Below are 22,222 nucleotides of genomic sequence, written 5' to 3' on the forward strand. Positions count from 1 at the left end.
TCACTTGATGGCGATGAGTCGCATGTTCGTGGCGGTCGTCCCGCCCCTGCCAGTGAAAGAAGACCTCGCCGAGTTCCTGCAGCCACGCGCTGAGCATCCGTGGATCGATGCCGACCAGTGGCACGTCACGTTGGCCTTCCTGGCCGATGTGCAGGACGCACGCCTGGACGATCTGATCGATGGGTTGACCGCGGCCGGCGCGAAGCGAAAACCTTTCGGACTGCAGCTGTCCGGCGCCGGCGCCTTTCCCGATCCGAGCCGTGCGAAAGTGCTCTGGATGGACCCCACCGGAATGCCGGGCGACCTCGCCGAACTCGATCGGCTGGCTGCCAACACCCGCGCTGCTGCCGCACACAGCGGAGCTGCGCCCGACGGACGGACCTTCCGTCGGCACCTGAGCGTGAGTCGACTCAGCAGGCCCTCGCAACAGATGCGCTGGGTGCAGGTGCTGGACACCTATCGCGGACCTTGTTGGCAGGTCGAGGACTTCGAGCTCATTCGGTCGTATCTGGGCGAGGGGCCGCACGGCCGGCCGCGTTACGAAACAGTCGGGACATTTCCACTCGGCGTGTCCGGACCTGCTGCGCAAACGTGAGCCGCGCCATACAGTTGCGGCATGACCAACCTGGCAGAGAACCTCAAGGCGACCGCCGTCGCCCACCCGGATTCGATCGCGATCCGCCTCGACGATCTGACCATGACGTATGCCGAGTTGCGGGATGCAGCAAGCAGATTCGCGACCTATCTGGTCGAGCGTGGAATCGCCGCCGGCGATCGTGTCGCTCTGTCCCAACCGAACCTGCCGACCTTCCCGGTCATCTTCTACGGGGCGCTCTGGGCGGGCGCCACCGTCATACCGATGAATCCGCTGTTCAAGCCGCGTGAGATCGAGTACTACCTGTCCGACGCCGGGGCGTCCTTGATGTTCGGGATGCCGGGCGACGCCGCCGAGGGCGCGAAGGAGGCGGATGTCACATTCGAGGCGGTCACCCCTGAATGGCTCGGCGGCGATTGGCGCAACAGCGAGCCGATGCCCGAGCCGGTCGCCCGCGAGCGTGACGACACCGCCGTGCTGCTCTACACCTCCGGCACCACCGGTCGGCCCAAGGGCGCCGAACTCACGCATCACAACCTCGATTCCAACTGCCATCTCGTGGTGCGCACCCTGCTGGAGTCGGACGAGACCGACGTCATCATGGGCTGCCTGCCGTTGTTCCACGTCTTCGGCCTCACCTGCGGCCTGAACTCCGCGGTGTTGTGCGGCGCAACGCTGACGCTGATCGCACGCTTCGACCCGGCCAAGGCGCTGGAGGTCATCGAGCGTGACAAGGTCACGATCTTCCAGGGCGTGCCGACGATGTACAACGCCATGCTCGGCGCGGCGGACGGGCACGACGCCGACCTGTCGTCGCTGCGCACCTGCTGCTCCGGCGGATCGAGTATGCCGGTGGAGGTCATGCGTCGCTTCGAGGAGCGCTTCGGCGCGAAAGTGCTTGAAGGATATGGGCTTTCGGAGACGTCACCGGTGGCGTCCTTCAACCTGCCGCACCTCGAACGTAAGCCCGGATCGATCGGTGTGCCGTTGGAGACGGTGCAGATGCGCCTTGCCGAGCGTGACGGTTCGGACACTCCCAAGGGCGAGATCGGTGAGATCGCCATACGCGGGGATCTGATCATGAAGGGCTACTGGGGCCGCCCGGAGGCGACGGCCGAGGCGATCCGCGACGGGTGGTTCTACTCCGGCGACCTGGCGACCGTCGACGACGACGGCTACTTCTTCATCGTCGACCGCTCCAAGGACCTGATCATCCGCGGCGGCTACAACGTCTACCCCCGCGAGATCGAGGAAGTGCTCTATGAGCACCCGGATGTCGTTGAGGCCGCAGTGGTCGGGATTCCCGATGAGCATCTCGGCGAAGATGTCGCGGCATACGTGGTGCTCGCACCGGGATCGAATCTTGATGCCCACACGTTGCAGGAGTGGACCAAGGAACGTGTCGCGGCCTACAAGTACCCGCGGCAGATCACGTTCATCGAGGCGCTGCCCAAGGGCGCGACCGGCAAGATCCTCAAGCGCGAACTCCGCGAGCGGCAGGGTTGACATTACATAGTTCAACTATGTAACTTTGTGCCATGAACGACGAACTGAACGACACCGGATCGCGGCTCCTGTCGGCTGTCGCCCGGCTGAATCGGTGGGCGACCCGTCATGCCGAATTGCGTATTCCTCACGCCCAGGCGCGCCTGCTCGCGCTCATCGACCAGGTCGGCCCGGCCCGGATCGGTGAACTGGCGGTAGCTGACCACTGCAGTCAGCCGACCATGACCACGCAGGTGCAGCGGATCGAAGCCGCCGGGTGGGCGTTCCGCACCAGCGATTCCAAGGACGCGCGCGTCGCGATGATCGATCTCACGCCTGCGGGTCGCGCTGAGTTGCAAGAGCTCCGCATTGCGCGCGCCCGCACCCTGGCGCCGCAGTTGGACAAGCTCACCGACGACGAGCGGCATGCGCTGGAGAGCGCGACCGAGATCATCCTGCGTCTGGTCAGCGACAGTTACGAGCCGACCGCGGGCAAAACCAGCGTGCAGTGAGGCGCGCGCCGTAACCTGACCGTATGTCGCACCGGCACCCTGCTTCGCGCCTCGAGGACGCGGTCAACCAGACCGTCGCCCGTCGCCTCGCCAAGCGCGGCTGGCGCCTGCAGGTCATGCCGTTCATGGGGTATGGCGGTGCGGATTTTGCGCGGATCATGGGTCGGGTCGTGCTGGCCAAACAGGGCCAGCCCGTGACGGCGCCGACCGCCGATGAGGCGCCGGCGCGGCGCGGTTTCCGTGCATTCTTCACCGCGCCGCTCGCCGATGTCGACGTAGTCGTCCGATGTGGCGGTCAGACCGTCGCCGCGACCACCGATCGCGGCGGTTACATCGACGTGGAGGTCCGCGACCACGGTTTCGCGCCCGGGTGGCACACGGCGACGATCACAGCGCAGGATGTCCACGCCGAGGCACCCGTGCAGATCATCAGCGCCGAGGCGCGCTTCGGAATCATCAGCGACATCGACGACACCTGTCTGATCACCACACTGCCGCGGCCGATGATCGCTGCGTGGAACACCTTCGTGCTGGAGGAGACTGCCCGCAAGGTGGTGCCGGGGATGCCGGCGATGTATCGCTCGCTGCTCGCCGCGGATCCGCATGCGCCGATCGTGTACCTGTCGACAGGGGCATGGAACACCCAGCCGATTCTGACGCGCTTCTTCCGACGGCACGGATTCCCGGCAGGTCCGCTGCTGCTGACCGACTGGGGGCCTACCACCGACAGCATCTTCCGCAGCGGTCGCGAGCACAAACGATCGACGCTGAGACGACTGGCACGGGAGTTTCCGGACATCAAGTGGTTGCTTGTCGGCGACGACGGCCAGCACGACCCGGTGATCTACGAAGAGTTCGCACTCGAACAGCCCGAGCATGTCGAGTGCATCGCCATACGTCAGCTGACGGCGACGCAGCAGATGCTCTCTCACGGGCACCCGCTGGCCCGTGACGACCTGCGCGGCCGGCCGGTGCGCGTGATGGTGTGCGAGGGTCCGGATGGCTTCGCGTTGCACCGGCTGGTGCGCAAAGCGCGCGCGGCTTTCGACGAATTGGCAATGTCATCAACGGGTTCCGATGACACAGCTGCACTGGAGCAACATCATGCCTGAGCTGCCAGAAGTGCAGGGGCTGGTCGACTTCCTGCGGGGGCGCATCGTCGACGAGGCCGTCGCCGGCATCGAGCTGGGATCATTCTCGGTGCTCAAGACCTTCGACCCGGCGCCGCAGGCGCTCGCCGGACTGCTGGTCACCGACGTGACGCGGCACGGCAAGTTCGTCGACATCGACGTCGACGGGATCCACCTGATCTTCCATCTGTCGCGTGCCGGCTGGCTGCGCTGGTCCGACGCGTTGTCGACCACTGTGCTGCGGCCGGGCAAGTCCCCGATCGCGTTGCGGTGCAGGTTCGCCGACGGCGCCGGCTTCGACCTGACCGAGGCCGGCACGCAGAAGCGGCTGGCGGTCTACCTGGTGCGCTCGCCGGCCGAGGTGCCCGGGATCGCGTCGCTGGGCCCCGACCCGCTGGAGATGTCGCTGGAAGAATTCACGGCGCTGTTGGCGGGGCGTCGCATGCAGATCAAGGGCCTGCTGCGCGACCAGTCGGTGCTCGCCGGGGTCGGAAATGCGTACTCCGACGAGGTTCTGCACGCGGCCCGGCTCTCGCCATACGCGATCGCGGGTTCCCTTGACGGTGAATCAGTTTCGCGGCTGTATGACGCGCTTCGCGGCGTCCTGTCCGATGCGATCGCGGCGGCGTCGGGCAACCCGGCGAAGGAACTCAAGGACGTCAAGCGCGCCGGGATGCGCGTGCACGGACGCACCGGCGAGGCCTGCCCGGTGTGCGGCGACGTGGTGCGAGAGGTGTCGTTCGCGGATCGGTCGATGCAGTACTGCGCCACCTGCCAGACCGGTGGCAAACCGCTGGCCGACCGGCGGATGTCGCGCCTGCTGAAGTAAGCCGCCGGCCGCACTCTCGATGCACGTGCGCGCTGGGGGCGCACCCTGCGGGCGGCTGTCAACTGTGCCAGCCGGCCAAGGTCGTGGCGATCAGAGCCAGGTCACCGTGGCCGCTCGCAACGGCCATGACGAGGTCGAATGCCGGGTCGTCCGGTGCTTGGACGTCGATGCCGTTCAGGCCGTAGAACACCACGGTCGAAAGCCAGCCGAGACGCCTGTTGCCGTCGACGAGCGCATGGTTGTCGACGAGTGACTGCAGCAGCGCAGCGGCTTTGCGGTCGATGGTTGGGTACGCCTCCTTGCCGTAGAGCACGGCTCGCGGCCGATGTGCCGCTGAGTCCAGAAAGTCCGACATCGCGCACCGGTCCGAGGCCGAGATCATCGACGAGCGAGAGCAGGTCCTCGACAGTGAGATATGAAGTCATTCGCCGAGGCGCTCCAACACCTCGGCATATCGCTCGCGCGCCCGAGCCGACAGCTCGCGCACCTGCAACTCGTGTCCGCGTCGGGCTGCGGCCTCGCGAATCGCTCGCACTGTCGCCTCTTGTCGGCTCACGCCCTCCGACGCGGCGAGTTCGGCCAGTGTCTGCTCATCTTGCTCGGACAATCGCAAAGTCATCGCCATACCTGGTGATACCAATCTGGTATCACCTCTGCGTTGACTGAAATGTCTGGCAGCGGTCTTGACACGAACCGCCGGGCGGCGTTGTTCGGACGCCGTGCGGTGCCCCACATGGCGGGGCAGCGCAGAGTGCCGCTCGAACAGCCCCCGTTGCGGGGCGGGTTCGCACGACCGGCCCGGCATACAGCACGATGGAGCCATGAGCCACCAGTTGAACCCGAGCGACCTGACCGACGACGCCGTGATCCTGGACGTGCGCGAACAGAACGAGTGGGATGCCGGTCACGCCGCGAACGCGATTCACATCCCATTGGGCGAGCTGCCGGCCCGTTTCGGCGAGCTGCCCGAGGTCGACGAGGCCGATCCGCTACCGGTGATCTGCCGGGCCGGCGGCCGCTCCGCGCGTGCCGTGGCATGGCTGACGCAACAGGGCTACGACGCGGTCAACGTCGACGGCGGCATGCAGGGGTGGCAGGCCGCCGGCAAGGCGATGACCACCGACGACGGTTCCGACGCCACCGTCATCTGAGGCCACCGCTCCCGCGAAAACCCATGAAGATCCTGTCGATCCAGTCCTCCGTCGCCTACGGTCACGCCGGCAACAGTTCGGCAGTCTTCCCGCTGCAGCGCCTCGGTCACGACGTGTGGCCCGTTTACACCGTGCACTTCTCCAATCACACCGGGTATGGCGAATGGCGCGGGCCGGCCTTCGAGCCCGACACAGTGCGTGACGTGATCACCGGCATCGAAGAGCGCGGTGTGCTGCCCAGTTGCGACGCTGTGCTGTCCGGTTATCAGGGTGGGGAGCAGGTGGGCGAGGTCATTCTCGACGCGGTCGCGCGGGTGAAGGTCGCCAACCCACGCGCCGTCTATTGCGCCGACCCCGTCATGGGGGACGTCGGCCGCGGCTTCTTCGTGCGGCCCGGCATTCCGGAATTCATGCGCGACAAGGTGATTCCGGCTGCCGACATCGTCACGCCCAACCAGTTCGAACTCGACTATCTGACCGGTGACGAGGTGCGCTCGGTGGCCGACTTGCTCGCTGCGGCGGATGCCGTGCGCGACCGCGGACCACGCACGGTCTTCGTGACCTCGGTGCAGACAGACGAAACCCCTGCGGACTCAGTGCAACTCGCAGTTGTCAACGACGACGGGGCGTGGCTCGTCACGACACCACTGCTGCCGATGTACGTCTCCGGGGCGGGTGATGCCACAGCGGCGATCTTCCTCGCTCACCTGCTTGAGGAATCCGCCGCGGAAGCACTCGCCGACACTGCGGATTCGATCTATTCGGTCATGGAGCGCACAGATCGCGCCGGCACCCGAGAGATCCAGCTCGTGGCGTCCCAGCACGAAATCGCGCATCCAGCAAGGCGTTTCGAAGCAGTGCAGCTGCGCTGAAGCGCCGGCGTGACAGACCGCGGCATACGTGCGCAGGTATGCCGCGAGGCCAGGGCGGCAGCGGTGATCTGCAGGTGACCGCTGGTCAGGCCCGGGCGTTGGGCGCACCGAAGCGCAGGCCGTCGAAGACCAGATCGACCAGCGCGAGCGAGGTCTCCTGTCCTTCGGGTGACGTGGACGCGAGGCAGATTCCGCCGAGCGCTCGGATGAGTTCTTCCGGTGTGGCGTCGGCGCGAACGGCGCCGGCGACGATCGCGGGAGTCAGCACCCGGGCAGCGGACTCGCGCATGACGGCGCGGGTGTTCTCGAAGGTGGAAGGGTTGCCCTGCATCATCGTGCGCAGCAGGTTGATCATGCCCATCTTCACCGCGTAGTAGTCGACGAATCCGCGCATCCACTCGTGCAACGCCTCGCCGGGCTCGTGCAGGCCGGGCAACTGGTGACTTCGCTGTTCGAGCGCGTTCACCTGGTCGCCGTAGACGGCAAGCACCAGATCGCAGCGCGTCGGGAAGTGTCGGTAGAGCGTGCCGATGCCGACGCCTGCACGTCGCGCGATCTCGTCCAACGGCACGTCGACCCCGTCGGCGGTGAATGCACGGGCCGCTTCGTCGATGAGCTTCTGGCGGTTGCGGGCGGCATCGGCTCGCAGCGGCTTTGCAGGCTCGACTGATGAGCAATCGCCTTCAGTTGCAGCAATTTTCGTGCCTTCGGCTACAGCCGTGGCGCCATCTGCGGGCGTCTTTGCCGCGCTCACCTTGGCCATTGTGCGTCACACCTCACAGGGCCTCCGGTTGCATAACCGGAGGAACCCTCCGTATAGTTCTAACCGGAGCCAAGCTCCGCTTCTTATTCATGGTACCTCGCTCTCGCGAAGGACACATCTCGTGACTATTGCTACCAGACTCGGCCGCCCCTCGGCCGACGACAACATTTCCACCGACGCCATCGCCTCGGAGGGCGCGACGTCGACGAACCCGGCGTCGACGCCGCACTTGGCCGAAACCCCGACACCGGTCAAGCGCCGGTATGCCGGACTGATCCTGGCCGTCGTCCTGATCACCCAGCTGATGATCGTGCTTGATTCGGCGATCGTGAACATCGCGCTGCCCGACATCGGCTCCCAACTGCACATGACGTCGACTTCGCTGTCGTGGATCGTGAACGCCTACACCCTGGCGTTCGGCGGACTGCTCATGCTCGGTGCCCGCGCGGGTGACATCCTCTCCCGGCGCAACACCTTCCTGGCCGGACTTACGATCTTCGTCGCGGCCTCGCTGTCGGGCGGTGTCGCTCAGGACCAGACCCTGCTGCTCGCGTCCCGTGCACTACAGGGTGTGGGCGCTGCGCTGCTCGCACCGTCCGCGCTGGCGATCCTGATGTCGATCTACACGACCGGTCGTGACCGCACCCGTGCGATCGGCTACTACACCGTGGTCTCCGCTTCCGGGGCAGCCATCGGTCTCATCGCCGGCGGTGTCCTCACCTCGGTCGCCTCGTGGCGCTGGGTGTTCTTCGTCAACGTGCCCATCGGCATCGTCGTCCTCGCCATCGGGGCGCGGGTGTTGCCGCGGGCGAAGCTGCAGCGCGGTTCTGTCGATGCAGTCGGTGCGGTGCTGGTGACCCTCGGAATGACTTCTCTCGTCTACGGATTCATCCGCGCTGCCTCGGATGGCTGGGGTGACACCGGGACGCTCGCGGCTTTCGTCGCCGGCGTCGTGCTGCTGGCGGCGTTCGTGTCCATAGAGCTTCGCGTCGCCGCGCCGATCATGCCGCTGCGGCTGTTCGCCGATCGTGACCGCGCCGCGGCATACGTCGCACGCCTTCTGCTCGTGGCCGGCTCGATGGGGACGTTCTTCTTCATGAGCCAGTACATGCAGATCGTGCTCGGTTGGTCGGCCTGGCAGTCCGGTCTGGCATTCCTGCCGATTCCCGTCTGCGTCTTCACCGCGTCTCAGCTGGTATCGCGCGTCATCGCGGTGCGGGTCTCGACGAAGGTCATCGCGGCCGTGGGCACCCTGCTGTCCGGCATCGGGCTGGCGCTGATGGCGACCCTGGGCGCGCACAGCACATATGCCGACATGATCCCCGGCCTGGTGATCTTCGGCCTCGGCAACGGAATCGCGTTCGTACCGTTGACGACTGCCGGTCTCAGTGGTGTCGCCCCGGCGGACACTTCGGTGGCCTCGGGTCTGGTCAACGTCACTCAGCAACTCGGTGGGGCGCTCGGCCTGGCGATCCTGGTGACGGTCTTCTCCACGGCGGGCTCGAACCCTGCGGTGGCGCCCGGCTCACCGGCGCACGCCGTTGACGTCTTCGTCAATGGCGCGGACCGCGGGTTCCTGGTGGCCGGCGGCATGCTCGCTGTGGCCTTCGTCCTGGTGGCGCTGGTGATGCGCCGCCCCAGCCGTGCTGCCTCAGCAGCTGCGCCGGTCGACGGCGACGGTTTCGACGCAGCCGAACTGATGGCGATCGAAACGGCGACCGAGGCTCTCGCAGAGGCCTGATCGGTGTGCCGGGCCGACTCCGGCCCGGCACCTGGCCGTGGAAACCGGCCCGGCACATGACCGTAGAAAAGTGTAGAAAAGGACCCCTTTTCTACACTTTTCTACGGTTCGGCCGCTGCTGCCTTGCAGCGCTCGCGCCAGTCGCTCACGCTGGGGCCGCTCTGGATCGAGCCTGGGAGCTCGCACCGAATCACCCGCCCTCGTGTTGACACGTCACCAACCCGTGGGCAACGTCGAAGGCGCGACCGAGCAGTGAGTCCATCGGCAAGGGGAAGCAATGAGACGACGTTCAGGCATGGTGGCGCTGGCCATCGGAGCAGTGGCAGTCATGGGGGTGGTGCCGGCTGCGCACGCCTCGACGGGCACCTATCCCGCACCGCGAGTCGGCTCGAAGATCACGACGGCGAACATCGCCGATCCGAGCATGCTCAGCGGCGAACACAACGGGCATTACTACCTCTACACGACCGGCTCCGGCGGCATCGCCGTCTACCGCAGCACCAAACCGGGCAGTGGATACACCTACGACCGAACAATCAGTTTCAAGGGGTACTCCCTCCAGTGGGCGCCGCACGTCGAATATGCCTCCGGGCGATATTTCCTGTTCTTCACCGCGGAGCACAACACCTCTCAGCACTGTGTCGAGATGGCGGCGTCGTCGACACCCGATCGCGGCTACACGGCATACGGCGCCTTGAAGTGTGATTCCCAGATCAACCAGGGCTGGGAAGCGATCGACCCGACCGTCTACGAGACGGGATCACACAACTACTACCTGGTATGGCGCCGCGGTCATGTCGTGAACTTCCCGGGCGGGCAGTACCAGATCATGGCGGAGGCCATCACGCTGCACGGCTCGGGCAAGCCGGTCACGATGACGCCGAAGAAGGAGGCATTCGCGCTGACGCCGATCCAGAACAGCGTGATCGAAGCGCCGAGTCTGGTGTTCCACAACGGCCGGTTCTGGCTGTTCGTGTCGCGGAACGCGTACAACACCGCGACCGGGCCTTCGGCATACCTGACGCAGGTCTGGTCGGGCACCAAACTTGGCATGTTCACCAATCGCGGGACGGTGATGTCGTCCGGGGCGAAGTACGGATATGGGCCGGGCGGCGGCGAAGCCACCCTGACGAACGGCACGACGTATTTCGCCTACGAATTCATCACGGCCGGCTCGGGCACCAACCATGTGACACGGCACGTCGATATCGCGACCATCTCGTGGAAGTCAGGATCGCCGGTCGTCGGATAGCGCCCGCAGTCACCATTCCCAGCGCATGCCGTGCACCCCGGCGACGGCGTGTGTTCGACGACCATTGTCACCATTCCCCACGTGTTGATGGCGAGTTCGCGGACGACGATCTCGTGACCTTTGTTGTAACTGGGTCGGCGAATCTGCAGCATTCGGCTCGGGAGGTGGTCCTTGGGACATTCGACGTCAAGGGAGAACGTCGTGCCGCTGCTGCGAAAGCCTTTGAGCGCGCAGCGGGCGGGCTCTTCCTCCATCAGAGATCTGGTGCCGTATCGCACGGTGGCGCCGTACGAGCAGGTCTCGCCGGACGCCACCGTCCAGATTTGTCCAGATCCTCAAAGCGGACCCGTCTTCGTGTCTACCGTGAACGGCGTTCGGGTGTGTCGGTTGACGGCCCGGAGCCGATGCCTTTCAAGGGGAGAGCGTCGTCCCCGGGCCGCCGACCGACCGCCCGCAGCATCGGTGTGCGGTTGATCCCGAGCGTGGCAAAGGCCTCTTCGGCCGCGATGGGGAGATCGGCTATCCCCGAGTTTGCGCGAACAGCGCCGCGCCACTCGCGTCCCTCATCCGCCAGTGTCACGGAAGTGACCCGATCGCGGTCAATGAGGGGCGATTCCGTCCCACTCGCGCGCGGTGGAGGCGATTGCGTACCACTCGCGGATGGCCAGGGCGCGCCCGCGTCATTCGCGTCACCTCATCCGCCAGTGTCACGGAAGTGACCCGATCGCGGTCAATGAGGGGCGATTCCGTCCCACTCGCGCGCGGTGGAGGCGATTGCGTACCACTCGCGGAAGGCCAGGGCACGTCCGCGTCATTCGCGTCCCCCTTACCCGCCAGTGTCACGGAAGTGACCCGATCGCGGTCAATGAGGGGCCATTCCGTACCACTCGCACGCGGTGGAGGCCATTCCGTACCACTCGCGGATAGGCAGGGCGCGCCAGTGTCACGGAAGTGACCCGATCGCGGTCAATGAGGGGCTATTCCGTCCCACTCGCACGTGGTGGAGGCGATTGCGTACCACTCGCGGATAGGCAGGGCGCGCCCGCGCCAGCCGCAAGTGCCCAGGGCAGATGCGCCCTGCGCTGACCGGACGCGGCAGTGAGTTGTCAGCGGTTTCAAAGCGCCAATTCTGCTGACAAGTAGTGCTTTTCGACGCCAGCGTCGGTTCAGTCACCAATCTGCTGCAGGAGTATGACGCTGGAGCGAATCGCGGCCCGCATGTCAGCGTCGGCACACGGGTCGCTCTCCACCTCGATCAGCGAGCGGATCACCTGCTCGCGCGTTTGCTCGTTTCGAGCGACGTCGCGATCGGACCGTCCGGCAAGCGTGGCCAAGATCTCTTCAATCGACATGCGTAGATCGGCTACTGATGGCGGGTAGTCCGCGGTCGGGTCGTAGCTGTAGGGCTTCAACAGGTCGAAAGCCTGTGACACGCGTCGGTTGTCAGCTCTATTCACTGTCGCGACTCCCGTTCTCGGCGGAGATTGGCGCTCGCGCGGACTCTTGACCAGATGTTGACCGCGCGCTGACTGAAGCTTCGACCGCAGTTTGCGAATTTCCTGGGAAACCTCCAGGAAGCCTGAGAAGCATAGCGATTCGTCACTTACGTCATCCCGACGACGCCTCAGGAGGCGCCATGCCCCGTCGAATTCCCCGTCTCACGGTTGCGCTCGTCGCGACGACCGCCTTCGGTGCGGTCGCTGCCGGAACCGTCACGGCCGCAGCTCCCGCGCACGCCAGCACCAGCAGCGAATACACCCTCATCACCGAGCCCGCCGACAACTACCAGCAGATCTACACCTTCATCGACAGCGCCAAGAAGACCCTCGACATGACGATGTACGAGCTGGTCGACACCACGGCAGAGCAGGACCTCGTCGCCGATGCCGCACGCGGGGTCGACGTGCGCGTCATACTCGACACGAATCTGGAGAAGTCGAACAACCAGGCGGCATACACCTACCTGACCGATAACGGCGTGCATGTGGTGTGGGCCAACACGACGTATGCCGCGACTCACCAGAAGACGATCACGGTGGACGGTGACGAGTCGGCCATCATGACTGGCAACCTGACGTCGCGCTACTACTCGACATCTCGTGACTTCGCCGTCCTCGACACCAACAAGGTCGACGTCGCAGCGATCGAGAAGGTCTTCAACGCCGACTACTCGCACACCGCGATCACGCCGACCGATGGCGACAACCTGGTGTGGAGCCCGACCGACGCCGAGACGAAGTTGCTGGGCGTGATCAACTCCGCGACCACCTCGCTGAACATCGAGAACGAAGAGATGAGCTCTTCTGCCATCGTCGATGCGCTGTGCAATGCCGCTGAGAACGGCGTGCAGGTCGACGTGACGATGACCGACAACAGCGACTATGACAGCGAGTTCACCCAGCTGACCGACGCTGGAGTCTCGGTGCATCTGTATGCCGAAGACGCGCCCCTTTACATCCATGCCAAGGTGATCGTCGCCGACGCCGGCCAGAGCGACGCCCAGGCGTATGTCGGTTCGATCAACTTCTCGACGGCTTCCATGACCAAGAACCGCGAGCTCGGCTTCATCACCAGCGACTCCGCGATCGTGAACGGCCTTAATTCCCAGCTGTCTTCGGACTTCGCCGGCGGGACTGCCTACAGCTCCTGAGACCTCCGACAGGTATGCCGCAACTGGGCCCCACGTGCACTCGCGTGGGGCCCTTTTTTGGGCGTCGGATGACTTGCCTTTGTGGCGCGCACACCTAGCTGAAAGGGCGAATCAACGCCAGTTTGGTCTGCGGTCCCATTGCCACACTGTCTCATCCAGGATGAAGCTGAATGGCACGCATTGGCTCACCGGTCTCTGCGGATCTTCCCCTTGAATTTTACGGAGGCGCGGATGACGCTCCGAATACAAAGACAGCCTGCCGAAATCCGGGCATGATCCGACGCATTCGCCCGTAGCAATGGGACAGAAAAATACCGGATTGATGAGTGCGCCGGTTTATGAACAACGTTGGCCCTGCACTCAGAAAGCGATCAGGGAATGATCGGGAAGTACGATACGAAATATCAGTCTTGATCACGTGGATCCCACTTTTCGTGGATCGGATGCAGAGGGCCATAGTCGGGCCGACGATGAATCTAGGAGCATGACGCGCTTGCTGACGTGACGAAAATCGTTGCACTGCATAGGCTTTGGGAGATGGGTGAGAGGACCAAGGGAGCCAAGGGCGGCACGGTCGTCGACGATCATCTGAGCAGTCCGTCCACAAAGTGTGGAATAACTGGTGTCCAAGACGGTTGTCCATGAGACTGTAGGGGTCGAGTGATCTTCTGATGGCGTTGAGTGCAGGCCAGCACGGTTGGGCCGGCCCAAGGCGTGAATGGAGTTGGGGAAGACGGTGGCCACTACACGAGCCATGCGTCGTAACGGGAGGAAAAATGGGGGTCCGAGAAGGCCGGGAAAACGTCACGTTAAACAGTAAGTGGCACTTATTCGACGAGTCGCATTGTGACTTGTCGCGAGAAAGAGAAGAATAAAAGCGTGAAGAATGTTTCCGATGCTGGCAAGCCGCAGTTTGGTGAGGACGTGGCCACCGAATGGCTGTTGGGCTCCGATGGAGCGATGAGTCTCCGCATGGGCCGGGCGTCCGCTGGTCAGGGACGAAGCGGCGAGCCTGCCTTGGGGAAGGCGGCGGATCACTACGTCCGCCGCCTTCATTTCATCACAGCTGCGATCGACCTGTGGGGCGCCTGCGGCTACTCCCACGTGACCATCAGCGGTCTCGCGGAACGCACCGGCGTGACGTATGGCTCGATGCGTTCGTGCTTCGCGAACAGGGATGAACTTGTCCAAGAATGTGTTCGAGTGGCGCGAGAAAGGATCGGCCTCGACAAATCGGGGTACGTTGCTGCAGCGCATGACGCGAATCAACTCGTGGAGACGTTCATCGATGATGTCTGCACAAGTATGCGAGTACACGCATCGCTCCATCGGATTCGATATGACCTGCTGAGCCAGAGCATGTTTGATGAAGGTCTTGTCGCTGATGCACAGTCGATTCATGCGGCGTGGATGAGCGGAATCAGCGGCTTTGCCGAGCGCCTTCACGCATTGGGTGGGTCGGGATCGGATGCCGTAGTCACAACCCGGGTGATCGAGGATTTGTTCGCTCGAACGATGCATCGTCACACGGTGGACAGCGCCGATGCCGCTCGCTTGCTGGCGGCTGACCTCCGGGCGTATGTGGAGCACCTGCTCGGCCGCACGGCAGATGAAAGCATCTGAATGATCCGCCTCGCGGACGCAAGGACGATGCCATGGTTGGGCGGCGGCGGTATCACCCACGAGTTCGCACGGCATCCGGCAGAAGGCGACTTCGGCTGGCGGCTGAGCGTGGCGGAGGTGCAGCAGGACGGCCCTTTCTCCCGGCTCGATGGTGTCGACCGGGTGATCGTGCTCTGCTCGCCCGGGCGGATGGTGCTGCATGTGCCGGATCCGCTCGAGTTGCAACGGTTTTCGCCATACGTCTTTGACGGTGGTGCCGACGTCCGCTGCATCATTCCCGACGGGCCGACGCTCGATTTCAACGTCATGACCCGGCGCGGTGTGTATGTCGCGGACGTGGTGACCCTCGCGAACGAGACCGCGGACATCGACGTGCCGACGGACGGGCTTGCCTTCGTGTTCTGTATGGACGGCACCGTGACGTGCGGCGACGAGCTGCGCACGTTCGACCTGGTTCAACTGGACAAACCTGCAACTGTCGACGCCGGAGGCGGCGCAGCAGCCGTTGTCACGATCGTGGCGGCACGACCCGGCGTCGCCTGACCAGGTGAGGGAGTCGCGCAGCGGCATACGTCATCGGCCGGACCGATAACCGCCCTGGAATCCGTTCTCGCCCTCGTCCAGGATCTGTTTGCCGGAGCCGACGATCTTGGGGTCGGGGTAGCCGATGATGGCGCGGTCCTTGTTGGGGTAGTCGAGTTTGTCGAGCACAAATCGCATCGCCTCGATACGGCCGCGCTTCTTGTCGTTGGATTTGATGACCGTCCACGGCGCCCACGGGGTGTCGGTGTGCTCGAACATCGCCTCTTTGGCGTCGGTGTATGCCGACCACTTGTCGAGGCTCGCCAGGTCGGTCGGGCTGAGTTTCCATTGCTTGACCGGGTCGACCGCTCGGCTCTCGAACCGGCGGATCTGCTCCTGCCGCCCGACGGAGAACCACAGCTTGACGAGCGTGATTCCGGAATTCACCCACATCTGCTCGATCTGCGGGCACGAGCGCATGAACTCGGCATACTGCTCGTCGGTGCAAAAGCCCATGACATGCTCGACGCCCGCGCGGTTGTACCAGGACCGGTCGAAGAACACGATCTCGCCGCTGGCCGGAAGGTGCTGCACATATCGCTGGAAATACCACTGCGTGAGTTCGCGCTCCGTCGGTTTCTCCAATGCGACAACGGTGGCGCCGCGGGGGTTGAGGTGCTCGGTGAAGCGTTTGATGGCGCCACCCTTGCCGGCCGCATCACGCCCTTCGAAGGCGATGACCACTTTTTGCCCGGTTTCTTTGACCCACGCCTGCATCTTGAGCATTTCGATCTGCAGCGAGAGTTTGATCCGCTCGTACTCGCCGCGGGTCATCTTCACGTCGTACGGATAGCCGACCTTCCACACTTCTCCGCTGCTGTCCGGCAGCTTGAGACCCTTGCCGCCCATCATTTCGGTGAGACCCGGTGTGGTGCCGGTGTCGGTGCGACCGTCGTGGACGGTCGGTGCAGGCTGCGCGTGCTGTATGGCGGGAGTCTCGTTGTCGGTCACGTCCACAGTTTGCCGGTTGCCCCGTCGCGCGTGCACGAGTTCGGGTCAACTACCGGAGCGGCTGACTCCGAGGGGAAGGGCAACCCACACGATGACGAAGATCGCCACGGCGATCACGGCCGCGACGATGCCGGCGACGAAGTTTACGAGCATGCTGAAAACCAGCATCAGCACCAGCGTCATCGTGATGCCGAGAGCGGCCAATCCCGCCTTGGCCAGCCGGTTTCCGAGGGTCAGCAGCATCTGCCGGTCGTGGTGACGGAAGAGCAGCCGGTGCGAGCTGACCGGTGCGATGAGCAGCATGGTCGCCCCGATGCCGAACGCGAGTGCCAGGCCGTAGATCCACTTCTGCCGCACTTCAAGCGATGCGAATCGCTGCTGGAAGGGCAGTGTCACGAGGAACCCCGCAAGGATCTGCACACCGGTCTGCGTGACGCGCAGTTCTTGGAGCAGTTCTCGCCAGTTGCGATCCCGGATCTCGTCGGCCGAGCTGTCGTCGTCGGAGTGCGCGTCGTTGTTCATCCTCCAGTTCTGCCACACCACGCCTACTGGTCGCGAGATCGCACCCGGAATCTCACCCGGCTGGGCGACACGATTGCCGGCGCTAGGCAAATATCAGGTGAGCGGTAGAAAGCGGCATACAGTCCTCGCGTGGATCCGATACGCAATCCCTATGCGCCCGGCGCCGGGCAGCGCCCGCCGGAACTGGCCGGCCGCGACGAGCAACTTCAGACGTTCAACGTGGTGTTGGAGCGGGTGTCGCGTGGGCGGCCCGAGCGGTCGGTCGTGCTGACCGGGCTGCGTGGCGTAGGCAAGACGGTGTTGCTGAATGCGTTGCGGTCAGCGGCTGTTCGCGCCAAGTGGGGCACCGGCAAGCTAGAGGCCCGTCCGGACCAGCGGCTGCGTCGGCCGCTGTCGTCGGCGCTGCATCAGGCGGTTCGCGAACTCGGACACGCGCAGACCGAGGACGTCGACCAGGTGCTCGGCGTGATCAAGTCGTTCGCGCAACGGGATGCCGGGACCGGCGCGAAGCTGCGCGACAAGTGGAGCCCCGGCATCGACGCGCCCGCCGTCACCGGTCGTGCCGACTCGGGCGACATCGAGATCGATCTCGTCGAATTGCTTTCTGACGCAGGCGGATTGGCAGCCGACCTCGGTCGCGGCATCGCGATCTTCATCGACGAGATGCAGGACCTGCATCCCGACGACGTGTCCGCGTTGTGCGCCGCGTGCCACGAGATCAGTCAGGCTTCGCTGCCGGTGATCGTGGTCGGCGCGGGACTGCCGCATCTGCCGGCGGTGCTGTCGGCGTCAAAGTCATACAGCGAGAGGCTTTTTCGCTATTCACGCATCGATCGGCTGCCGCGCGAGTCGGCGGACCTGGCGCTGCAGTCGCCGGCCGAATCCGAGGACGCCAGCTTCGAGCCGGCCGCCCTCGACGCAATGTATGACGCAACCGGTGGTTACCCCTACTTCATCCAGGCCTACGGCAAGGTCGCGTGGGATGTCGCACCCAGCACACCCGTGACCGCCGCAGACATCGCTGTTGCGGCCCCTGCGGCGGAGGCTGAGTTGGCGGTCGGATTCTTCGGATCCCGTTATGACAGAGCGACTCCCGGCGAACGCGAGTACCTGCGTGCGATGGCCGATGCCGCCGGTGAGTTGCCCGTCGAGGAGCGGGACGAGGTGGAATCGGTGCCGACGGCGGCGGTCGCGGCGGTGCTGGGGCGCAAGCCGCAGTCGCTCTCGCCGGCGCGCGACGCCTTGTTGAAGAAGGGCCTGATCTACTCCGGCGAGCGGGGACGCATTGCGTTCACCGTCCCGCACTTCGGCCGCTACCTCCGTACGGCGGGTTGACGCCCGGCGTCACGGAGCATCATGGGATCAGACGGACGAGTCCGTGCCTTGCTCTGCGGCGTCCAACGCTGCTGTTACGACGTCCCTTCAGTTCGCTGATCTTCAGTCGGTGCTTTTGGGCGTGGAGGGTCTCCCACGGGATTTCTGTATCCATCGCGATCTTGTGAGCAGTGATAGCGACGAAATCTTCGTATAGATCCTGATCGCGGATGGTCAGTGCTGACCATCCAGTGCTGGTCCCCGTATCCGCGTCGCACCAGCGCGACACCGCGGGCTAGGGCAGATCGGGACCGATGGTCTGGACGAGCAACCGCGTCATCCCTGCGCCGGATTTGCGCTCCCTGGATAACTGGAAGTGCTCCGTGCGAGTCCACAGGTCACCGTCGTCGCTGAGGGCATATCGAGCACGATCTTCGCCTCCGCGGATCAGTAGCCACACCCTTGGGCGATCCTCATCGGAGTGAGCGGCCTGCCATTCGCGATGGTGCGGATGCAGGTCCGCCGTTCGCTCGGTCAGGTCATGACTGCCGCTGTAGGAATACCACGGATACTCCGAAGCCATCTGAACCGCAAGGAATTGCGCGATCCATCGCAGCGAGAGCGAGCTGGGTGTACTGGCCGGAAGCCCATTCGATGGTGGCATCAAGCCGAGGTCGATTTCGCGTCGCCAGATCCACTGACGAATCGGCATCTCCACTGCCTTGAACGGGTTTGGATCAGACGACTCTGCAGACCGATACGCGGTTGAGGCCTCGGACTCGACAAGATCTCCCCATGCTGAAGTCCACCGAACGACCGGACCACCCTCGGTGTTGACGCTCGCACCGGTTCCCGTGCGGTTCACGTACAGCACGCTCTTCAATGTGGCGCGGTCACACAGTGCCAGGCAGTCATAGGGAACGCCGTCAATCGGCCACGCGTCGCGGATCCAGAACCGGCCCGGATGCCGGCGAACCATTTCGGTCAACAGCCGCCAGGCAGTCACCTCGGCCAAGCGCCGCGGAAACTGGCTCGGCGCATAGTTCTCCTCGTCATCGAGGTCAAAGTGCTCCAACGCGAGCATGCTTACACCTCCAGGCCGTCGACCACGTAGGGAGCGTCGTCATCGATTTCAACCAGCACCGAAGCAACATCATCTGCGGTTGATGAGTTGTAGGGGTCCGTGGGTTTGAACTGCACCGATTCGAGTAGCTCCCGCAGCACCGCACCGGTCACCACGGACTTCATTTCCGCGATGTTGTATCGAGTTGGTGCCATCTTGCCCGCCTGCGCGAGTTGGAACGTCGCGTGGAGAAGGTCCGTCGCAGGCCCAAACAGGCCGTTGTGGAACGACAGCAGACTCTCGCCAGCGGCAGTCTCGACGTAGAAATCGACAGTTGTCACGGTGTTGGCCTCCCTGTGTGCCCGCGGTGCCTTGGAGTATGCCGCAATGTCTAACCCCCCGTCGCCAAGGTGACGTCGTAACTGCACCAACACGGACCGGCGGTCCTGGCGCCTCGCTTTCGTTTGATCAAGGGCTGTGGGACGTCCTCGGCGATGCGGTTCGGGTGCTCTTCGGGCAGCTGGCCCGACCCAACCACACTGGTGTGAATGCATCTCTGAGGCAAATAACTGTGAATCTAACTTCCATGTTGACACCCGAAATGGATCATGCCATGCTTCCTCTACCGGACCACGAGGATCGGATTCACATAGAGATTTGGATTATTCGATGTACACAGCAATGGCGGAAGCGCTCCCGCTCAAGAAGCGTGCACTGCGAGGGCGGCGACTCGTCCTGGTTGACATTGAGAACGAGATTGGTGGCGCCGTCATCGACGAGGCAGAGGCCGCGCTGGCGCAACACGCGATCGACGAAGCCATCTGCTTGGCCGGATGCGATCAGGTCGTCATTGGCGTGAGCCACATTGGAGTGTTGCCGACGTACCTGGGCTGGCCGGGATGTCGCATCGTCGTGCGATCGGGCCCGGACGGTGCGGACCTCGCGCTCTTGGAAGTGCTGAACAAGGAACGCATCGCGGAGCGGTTCGACGAGGTGGTCCTCGCATCTGGTGATGCCATCTTCGCCGATGCTGTTGCCGCTCTGGGTGCGGCTGGCGTTTCGGTCACTGTTCTCACGCGGATCGGGAGCTGTTCGCGGCAGTTGCGAATGGCTGCAGGTAAAACTGTGTATGTGGATGCATGCGCGGCGCGATTCGGAGGTGTGGCGTGAAGAGTTCATCCGGAGGCCTTGTGTCCCCCAGCGACATGGCCGACATGGCTGGGGTGTCGCGAGCCGCGGTGAGTAACTGGCGCAAGCGAGACGAGGAGTTCCCCGGTCGCGTCAGCGGTTCAGCGTCGAAGCCCCTGTTTTCTCGAGAGGACGCAGTTGCCTACCTTCGGGCCCGGGGGTACAGCCCGAGTGAGGGTGACGCACGGCTTGCCGTCTGGTCGGCGATGAACCTCTTGCGGGGAAAAGTTACGACGGAGGAGTTGGTGGAGCTTCTGCTGGCTGTTGCGGTTGAGCAGATGACAGGTGGAGACACCCGGTCTCTTCGTCCGCGGGTCACTGCCGAACCCGTCGTGAACATGAAGAGGGTTCTCGCGACGGTCCCGCCTGAGGAACTCGCCGATGTCACGGACTTCGCGCTTGAGCGCCTTGCTCGAGCTCAAATCAAGATGGGCGCAGACTTCGGATTTGTCGGGTCCCGAACGACGAAGCTTCTTGCCAACCTCGCTGCTGCCAGAAGGCCCAAGACTCTGTACGACCCGGCGTGTGGCATTGCTGCGGCACTTCTCGCGACAGTTGGCCTCGGCGCGACACCAGAGCGTCTGATCGGGCACGACGTAAACAAGCGAGCGCTCACGATCGCTGCTCAACGCGCCGCGCTTCAGAATGTGGAGCTCGAACTGACGTGCACGGATGTCGTTGGCGAGGATGTCGACCCCGACCTCCGTGCTGACACGATCATCGCGGAACCACCATTCGGGCTCCGCCTCACGAATGCGGATCGCCTGACGGATCGTCGCTTTGTCGCCGGTCCGCCACCGGCTGCCTCAGCTGATATGGCGTGGTTGCAGCATGTGATCGCACACCTGACCGACGAAGGCCGCGGATATGTGGTAACCCCGAATGGCCCGCTGTTCCGGGGAGGTCAGGAACGAGCGATACGTGCCGAACTCGTTCGCCGTGGATGTGTTGAAGCCATCGTCGCGCTGCCCGGAAAACTGCTGCCGCATACGGCTCTCCCGCTCGCGGTGTGGGTGCTGAGACGGCCCGCCGAAACGCAGGCCGACGGCGCCGTCCTCTTCATCGACGCGACGATGGAACCCGCGCCCGAGGACTCGGTTGCGAAGTGGCTGAACGATCCGTCGTCATTGGACGGCGTCCCGAACCGTGTTGTGCCGGTGACTGATGTGCTGGTCGGCGACGCTGCTCTTCAGCCTGCCCGTTGGGTCGAGCCAGAGACTCCCGAACCTGCCGAGATAGCAGGGCGCTACTCCTCCGGTTGGCACATCATCGACCAGGAGATTCAGGAGCTACGTGCTGCAGGGTCATCGGCAGCCCCCGTTCCAAACTTCCCTGCAGCCCGTGTGATGACGATTGGTGAACTCATCGATCAGGCAGTCCTCGAGGTACGTGCCGGGCAAACCAAGCACAAGCTTGAGGAGCTTCCGGCCGACGTACGTTCTCGGGTCGTTACTGCCACTGACCTCCGAATGAATGAGCTACCGACGCACGACAAGTTTATCGATCACGCAGACCTGACACAGCCCGGAGATGTTTTGGTCAACACCACCCCGGCCATCCGCGCGCTGGTGGACGCCAGCGGAGGCAATCTGCCGACGGCCGGCCTCCACCGCATACGTGTGCTTGCCAGTGATGCCCTCGCCGCGGAGTACCTCTGTGCGGTGCTTGCGGGCCCTTGGAACGACCGCTTCAGAGGTGGCAGTACCGTCCAACGAGCGCGGCTCCTCGATCTGGAGATTCCGATGCTGCCGTTGGCCGATCAACGTGCCGCGGTCGACGCGCTGCTCAATCTTTCACAGTTGCAGTCGCGGGCGAAAAGCCTTGCCGATGGCGCCAGCAACACGGCGACCTCCTTGCTCGAAGCCCTCCGCTACGGTGCGTCATTGACTGACACTTCGACAGGCGATGTCGGCGATAGCCAGGACAATGCTGAGAAGGCCACGAAGGGGACCAAGTGACCGCGCCGCACATAAGTCTTGCCGAGCTGGAGAGTTATCTC

23 protein-coding genes are annotated in these 22,222 nt (G+C 64.1%); 15 read left to right on the top strand and 8 right to left on the bottom strand.

Annotation, left to right across the window (positions count from 1 at the left end):
- Positions 1–13: 13 nt before the first annotated feature.
- From thpR to BKA23_RS13850, 5 genes are read left to right on the top strand one after another with little or no spacing between them, the layout of a single operon-like run.
- A complete protein-coding gene (gene thpR, locus BKA23_RS13830) occupies positions 14–595 on the top strand; it encodes an RNA 2',3'-cyclic phosphodiesterase (protein WP_145229410.1) in 582 nt (193 codons plus the stop codon).
- 21 nt (positions 596–616) lie between these two features.
- Positions 617–2,101: a long-chain-fatty-acid--CoA ligase gene (locus tag BKA23_RS13835; RefSeq protein ID WP_145229412.1), complete on the top strand. Its 1,485-nt coding sequence runs from the start codon at positions 617–619 to the stop codon at positions 2,099–2,101.
- A gap of 32 nt (positions 2,102–2,133) precedes the next feature.
- Positions 2,134–2,592 (top strand): MarR family winged helix-turn-helix transcriptional regulator, encoded by a 459-nt coding sequence (locus BKA23_RS13840; protein WP_145229414.1) that lies wholly within the window; start codon positions 2,134–2,136, stop codon positions 2,590–2,592.
- A 23-nt stretch (positions 2,593–2,615) separates the two neighbouring features.
- Positions 2,616–3,704, top strand: a complete 1,089-nt coding sequence (locus BKA23_RS13845; protein ID WP_145229416.1) for an App1 family protein phosphatidate phosphatase — start codon at positions 2,616–2,618, stop codon at positions 3,702–3,704.
- Complete coding sequence (locus BKA23_RS13850) at positions 3,697–4,551, top strand: Fpg/Nei family DNA glycosylase (RefSeq protein WP_145229418.1); 855 nt, start codon at positions 3,697–3,699, stop codon at positions 4,549–4,551. Before BKA23_RS13845 ends, BKA23_RS13850 begins: the two co-directional genes overlap by 8 nt.
- Positions 4,552–4,609: 58 nt before the next feature.
- Here the strand turns inward: BKA23_RS13850 and BKA23_RS13855 are convergent, their stop codons facing one another.
- Positions 4,610–4,906, bottom strand: a complete 297-nt coding sequence (locus BKA23_RS13855; protein WP_342783617.1) for a type II toxin-antitoxin system death-on-curing family toxin — start codon at positions 4,904–4,906, stop codon at positions 4,610–4,612.
- Between the two features lie 66 nt (positions 4,907–4,972).
- On the bottom strand, positions 4,973–5,170 hold the full coding sequence (locus BKA23_RS13860) for a CopG family transcriptional regulator (protein WP_246104659.1): 198 nt from the start codon (positions 5,168–5,170) through the stop codon (positions 4,973–4,975).
- Between the two features lie 202 nt (positions 5,171–5,372).
- On the opposite strand from BKA23_RS13860, the gene BKA23_RS13865 reads away from it, so the two are divergent.
- Together BKA23_RS13865 and pdxY are read left to right on the top strand one after the other, a co-directional pair.
- Complete coding sequence (locus tag BKA23_RS13865; protein ID WP_145229423.1) at positions 5,373–5,702, top strand: rhodanese-like domain-containing protein; 330 nt, start codon at positions 5,373–5,375, stop codon at positions 5,700–5,702.
- Between the two features lie 23 nt (positions 5,703–5,725).
- Positions 5,726–6,574, top strand: coding sequence for a pyridoxal kinase PdxY (gene pdxY / locus BKA23_RS13870; RefSeq protein WP_145229425.1), 849 nt, complete (start codon positions 5,726–5,728; stop codon positions 6,572–6,574).
- Positions 6,575–6,659: 85 nt separating this feature from the next.
- Here pdxY and BKA23_RS13875 read toward each other — a convergent pair whose 3' ends face one another.
- The gene (locus BKA23_RS13875; RefSeq protein WP_170226534.1) at positions 6,660–7,328 is read right to left on the bottom strand and encodes a TetR/AcrR family transcriptional regulator; all 669 of its coding nucleotides are present in this window, start codon (positions 7,326–7,328) and stop codon (positions 6,660–6,662) included.
- Positions 7,329–7,458: 130 nt separating this feature from the next.
- Between BKA23_RS13875 and BKA23_RS13880 the strand changes: the two genes are divergently transcribed.
- Complete coding sequence (locus tag BKA23_RS13880; protein WP_170226536.1) at positions 7,459–9,078, top strand: MFS transporter; 1,620 nt, start codon at positions 7,459–7,461, stop codon at positions 9,076–9,078.
- Between the two features lie 277 nt (positions 9,079–9,355).
- Complete coding sequence (locus BKA23_RS13885) at positions 9,356–10,330, top strand: family 43 glycosylhydrolase (protein ID WP_145229430.1); 975 nt, start codon at positions 9,356–9,358, stop codon at positions 10,328–10,330.
- Between the two features lie 1,166 nt (positions 10,331–11,496).
- On the opposite strand, the gene BKA23_RS13890 is transcribed toward BKA23_RS13885, so the two are convergent.
- Positions 11,497–11,763, bottom strand: a complete 267-nt coding sequence (locus tag BKA23_RS13890) for a hypothetical protein (RefSeq protein WP_145229432.1) — start codon at positions 11,761–11,763, stop codon at positions 11,497–11,499.
- Between the two features lie 203 nt (positions 11,764–11,966).
- On the opposite strand from BKA23_RS13890, the gene BKA23_RS13895 reads away from it, so the two are divergent.
- The 3 genes from BKA23_RS13895 (at position 11,967) to BKA23_RS13905 (ending at position 15,146) form a co-directional block, all read left to right on the top strand.
- Positions 11,967–12,980, top strand: a complete 1,014-nt coding sequence (locus BKA23_RS13895; RefSeq protein ID WP_145229434.1) for a phospholipase D-like domain-containing protein — start codon at positions 11,967–11,969, stop codon at positions 12,978–12,980.
- Positions 12,981–13,859: 879 nt separating this feature from the next.
- Positions 13,860–14,603 carry a TetR family transcriptional regulator gene (locus BKA23_RS13900; RefSeq protein WP_145229436.1) on the top strand — a complete coding sequence of 248 codons (744 nt, stop codon included), beginning with the start codon at positions 13,860–13,862 and terminating at the stop codon, positions 14,601–14,603.
- Positions 14,604–15,146 carry a HutD/Ves family protein gene (locus BKA23_RS13905; RefSeq protein ID WP_145229438.1) on the top strand — a complete coding sequence of 181 codons (543 nt, stop codon included), beginning with the start codon at positions 14,604–14,606 and terminating at the stop codon, positions 15,144–15,146.
- A 30-nt stretch (positions 15,147–15,176) separates the two neighbouring features.
- On the opposite strand, the gene ppk2 is transcribed toward BKA23_RS13905, so the two are convergent.
- Complete coding sequence (gene ppk2, locus BKA23_RS13910) at positions 15,177–16,136, bottom strand: polyphosphate kinase 2 (protein ID WP_246104660.1); 960 nt, start codon at positions 16,134–16,136, stop codon at positions 15,177–15,179.
- A 45-nt stretch (positions 16,137–16,181) separates the two neighbouring features.
- A complete protein-coding gene (locus tag BKA23_RS13915) occupies positions 16,182–16,658 on the bottom strand; it encodes a DUF6328 family protein (RefSeq protein ID WP_145229440.1) in 477 nt (158 codons plus the stop codon).
- 129 nt (positions 16,659–16,787) lie between these two features.
- Between BKA23_RS13915 and BKA23_RS13920 the strand changes: the two genes are divergently transcribed.
- Positions 16,788–17,993, top strand: coding sequence for an ATP-binding protein (locus BKA23_RS13920; protein WP_145229442.1), 1,206 nt, complete (start codon positions 16,788–16,790; stop codon positions 17,991–17,993).
- Positions 17,994–18,267: 274 nt separating this feature from the next.
- On the opposite strand, the gene BKA23_RS13925 is transcribed toward BKA23_RS13920, so the two are convergent.
- Both BKA23_RS13925 and BKA23_RS13930 read right to left on the bottom strand, forming a co-directional pair.
- Positions 18,268–19,056, bottom strand: a complete 789-nt coding sequence (locus tag BKA23_RS13925; RefSeq protein ID WP_145229444.1) for a TY-Chap2 family putative peptide chaperone — start codon at positions 19,054–19,056, stop codon at positions 18,268–18,270.
- Between the two features lie 2 nt (positions 19,057–19,058).
- Complete coding sequence (locus tag BKA23_RS13930; protein ID WP_145229446.1) at positions 19,059–19,376, bottom strand: hypothetical protein; 318 nt, start codon at positions 19,374–19,376, stop codon at positions 19,059–19,061.
- Positions 19,377–19,716: 340 nt separating this feature from the next.
- Between BKA23_RS13930 and BKA23_RS13935 the strand changes: the two genes are divergently transcribed.
- Positions 19,717–20,205, top strand: coding sequence for an NYN domain-containing protein (locus BKA23_RS13935; RefSeq protein ID WP_211841728.1), 489 nt, complete (start codon positions 19,717–19,719; stop codon positions 20,203–20,205).
- A 263-nt stretch (positions 20,206–20,468) separates the two neighbouring features.
- Positions 20,469–22,181, top strand: coding sequence for an N-6 DNA methylase (locus tag BKA23_RS13940; RefSeq protein WP_170226540.1), 1,713 nt, complete (start codon positions 20,469–20,471; stop codon positions 22,179–22,181).
- Positions 22,182–22,222 lie beyond the last annotated feature (41 nt).

Source organism: Rudaeicoccus suwonensis, assembly GCF_007829035.1.
Taxonomy (GTDB): Bacteria; Actinomycetota; Actinomycetes; order Actinomycetales; family Dermatophilaceae; genus Rudaeicoccus; species Rudaeicoccus suwonensis.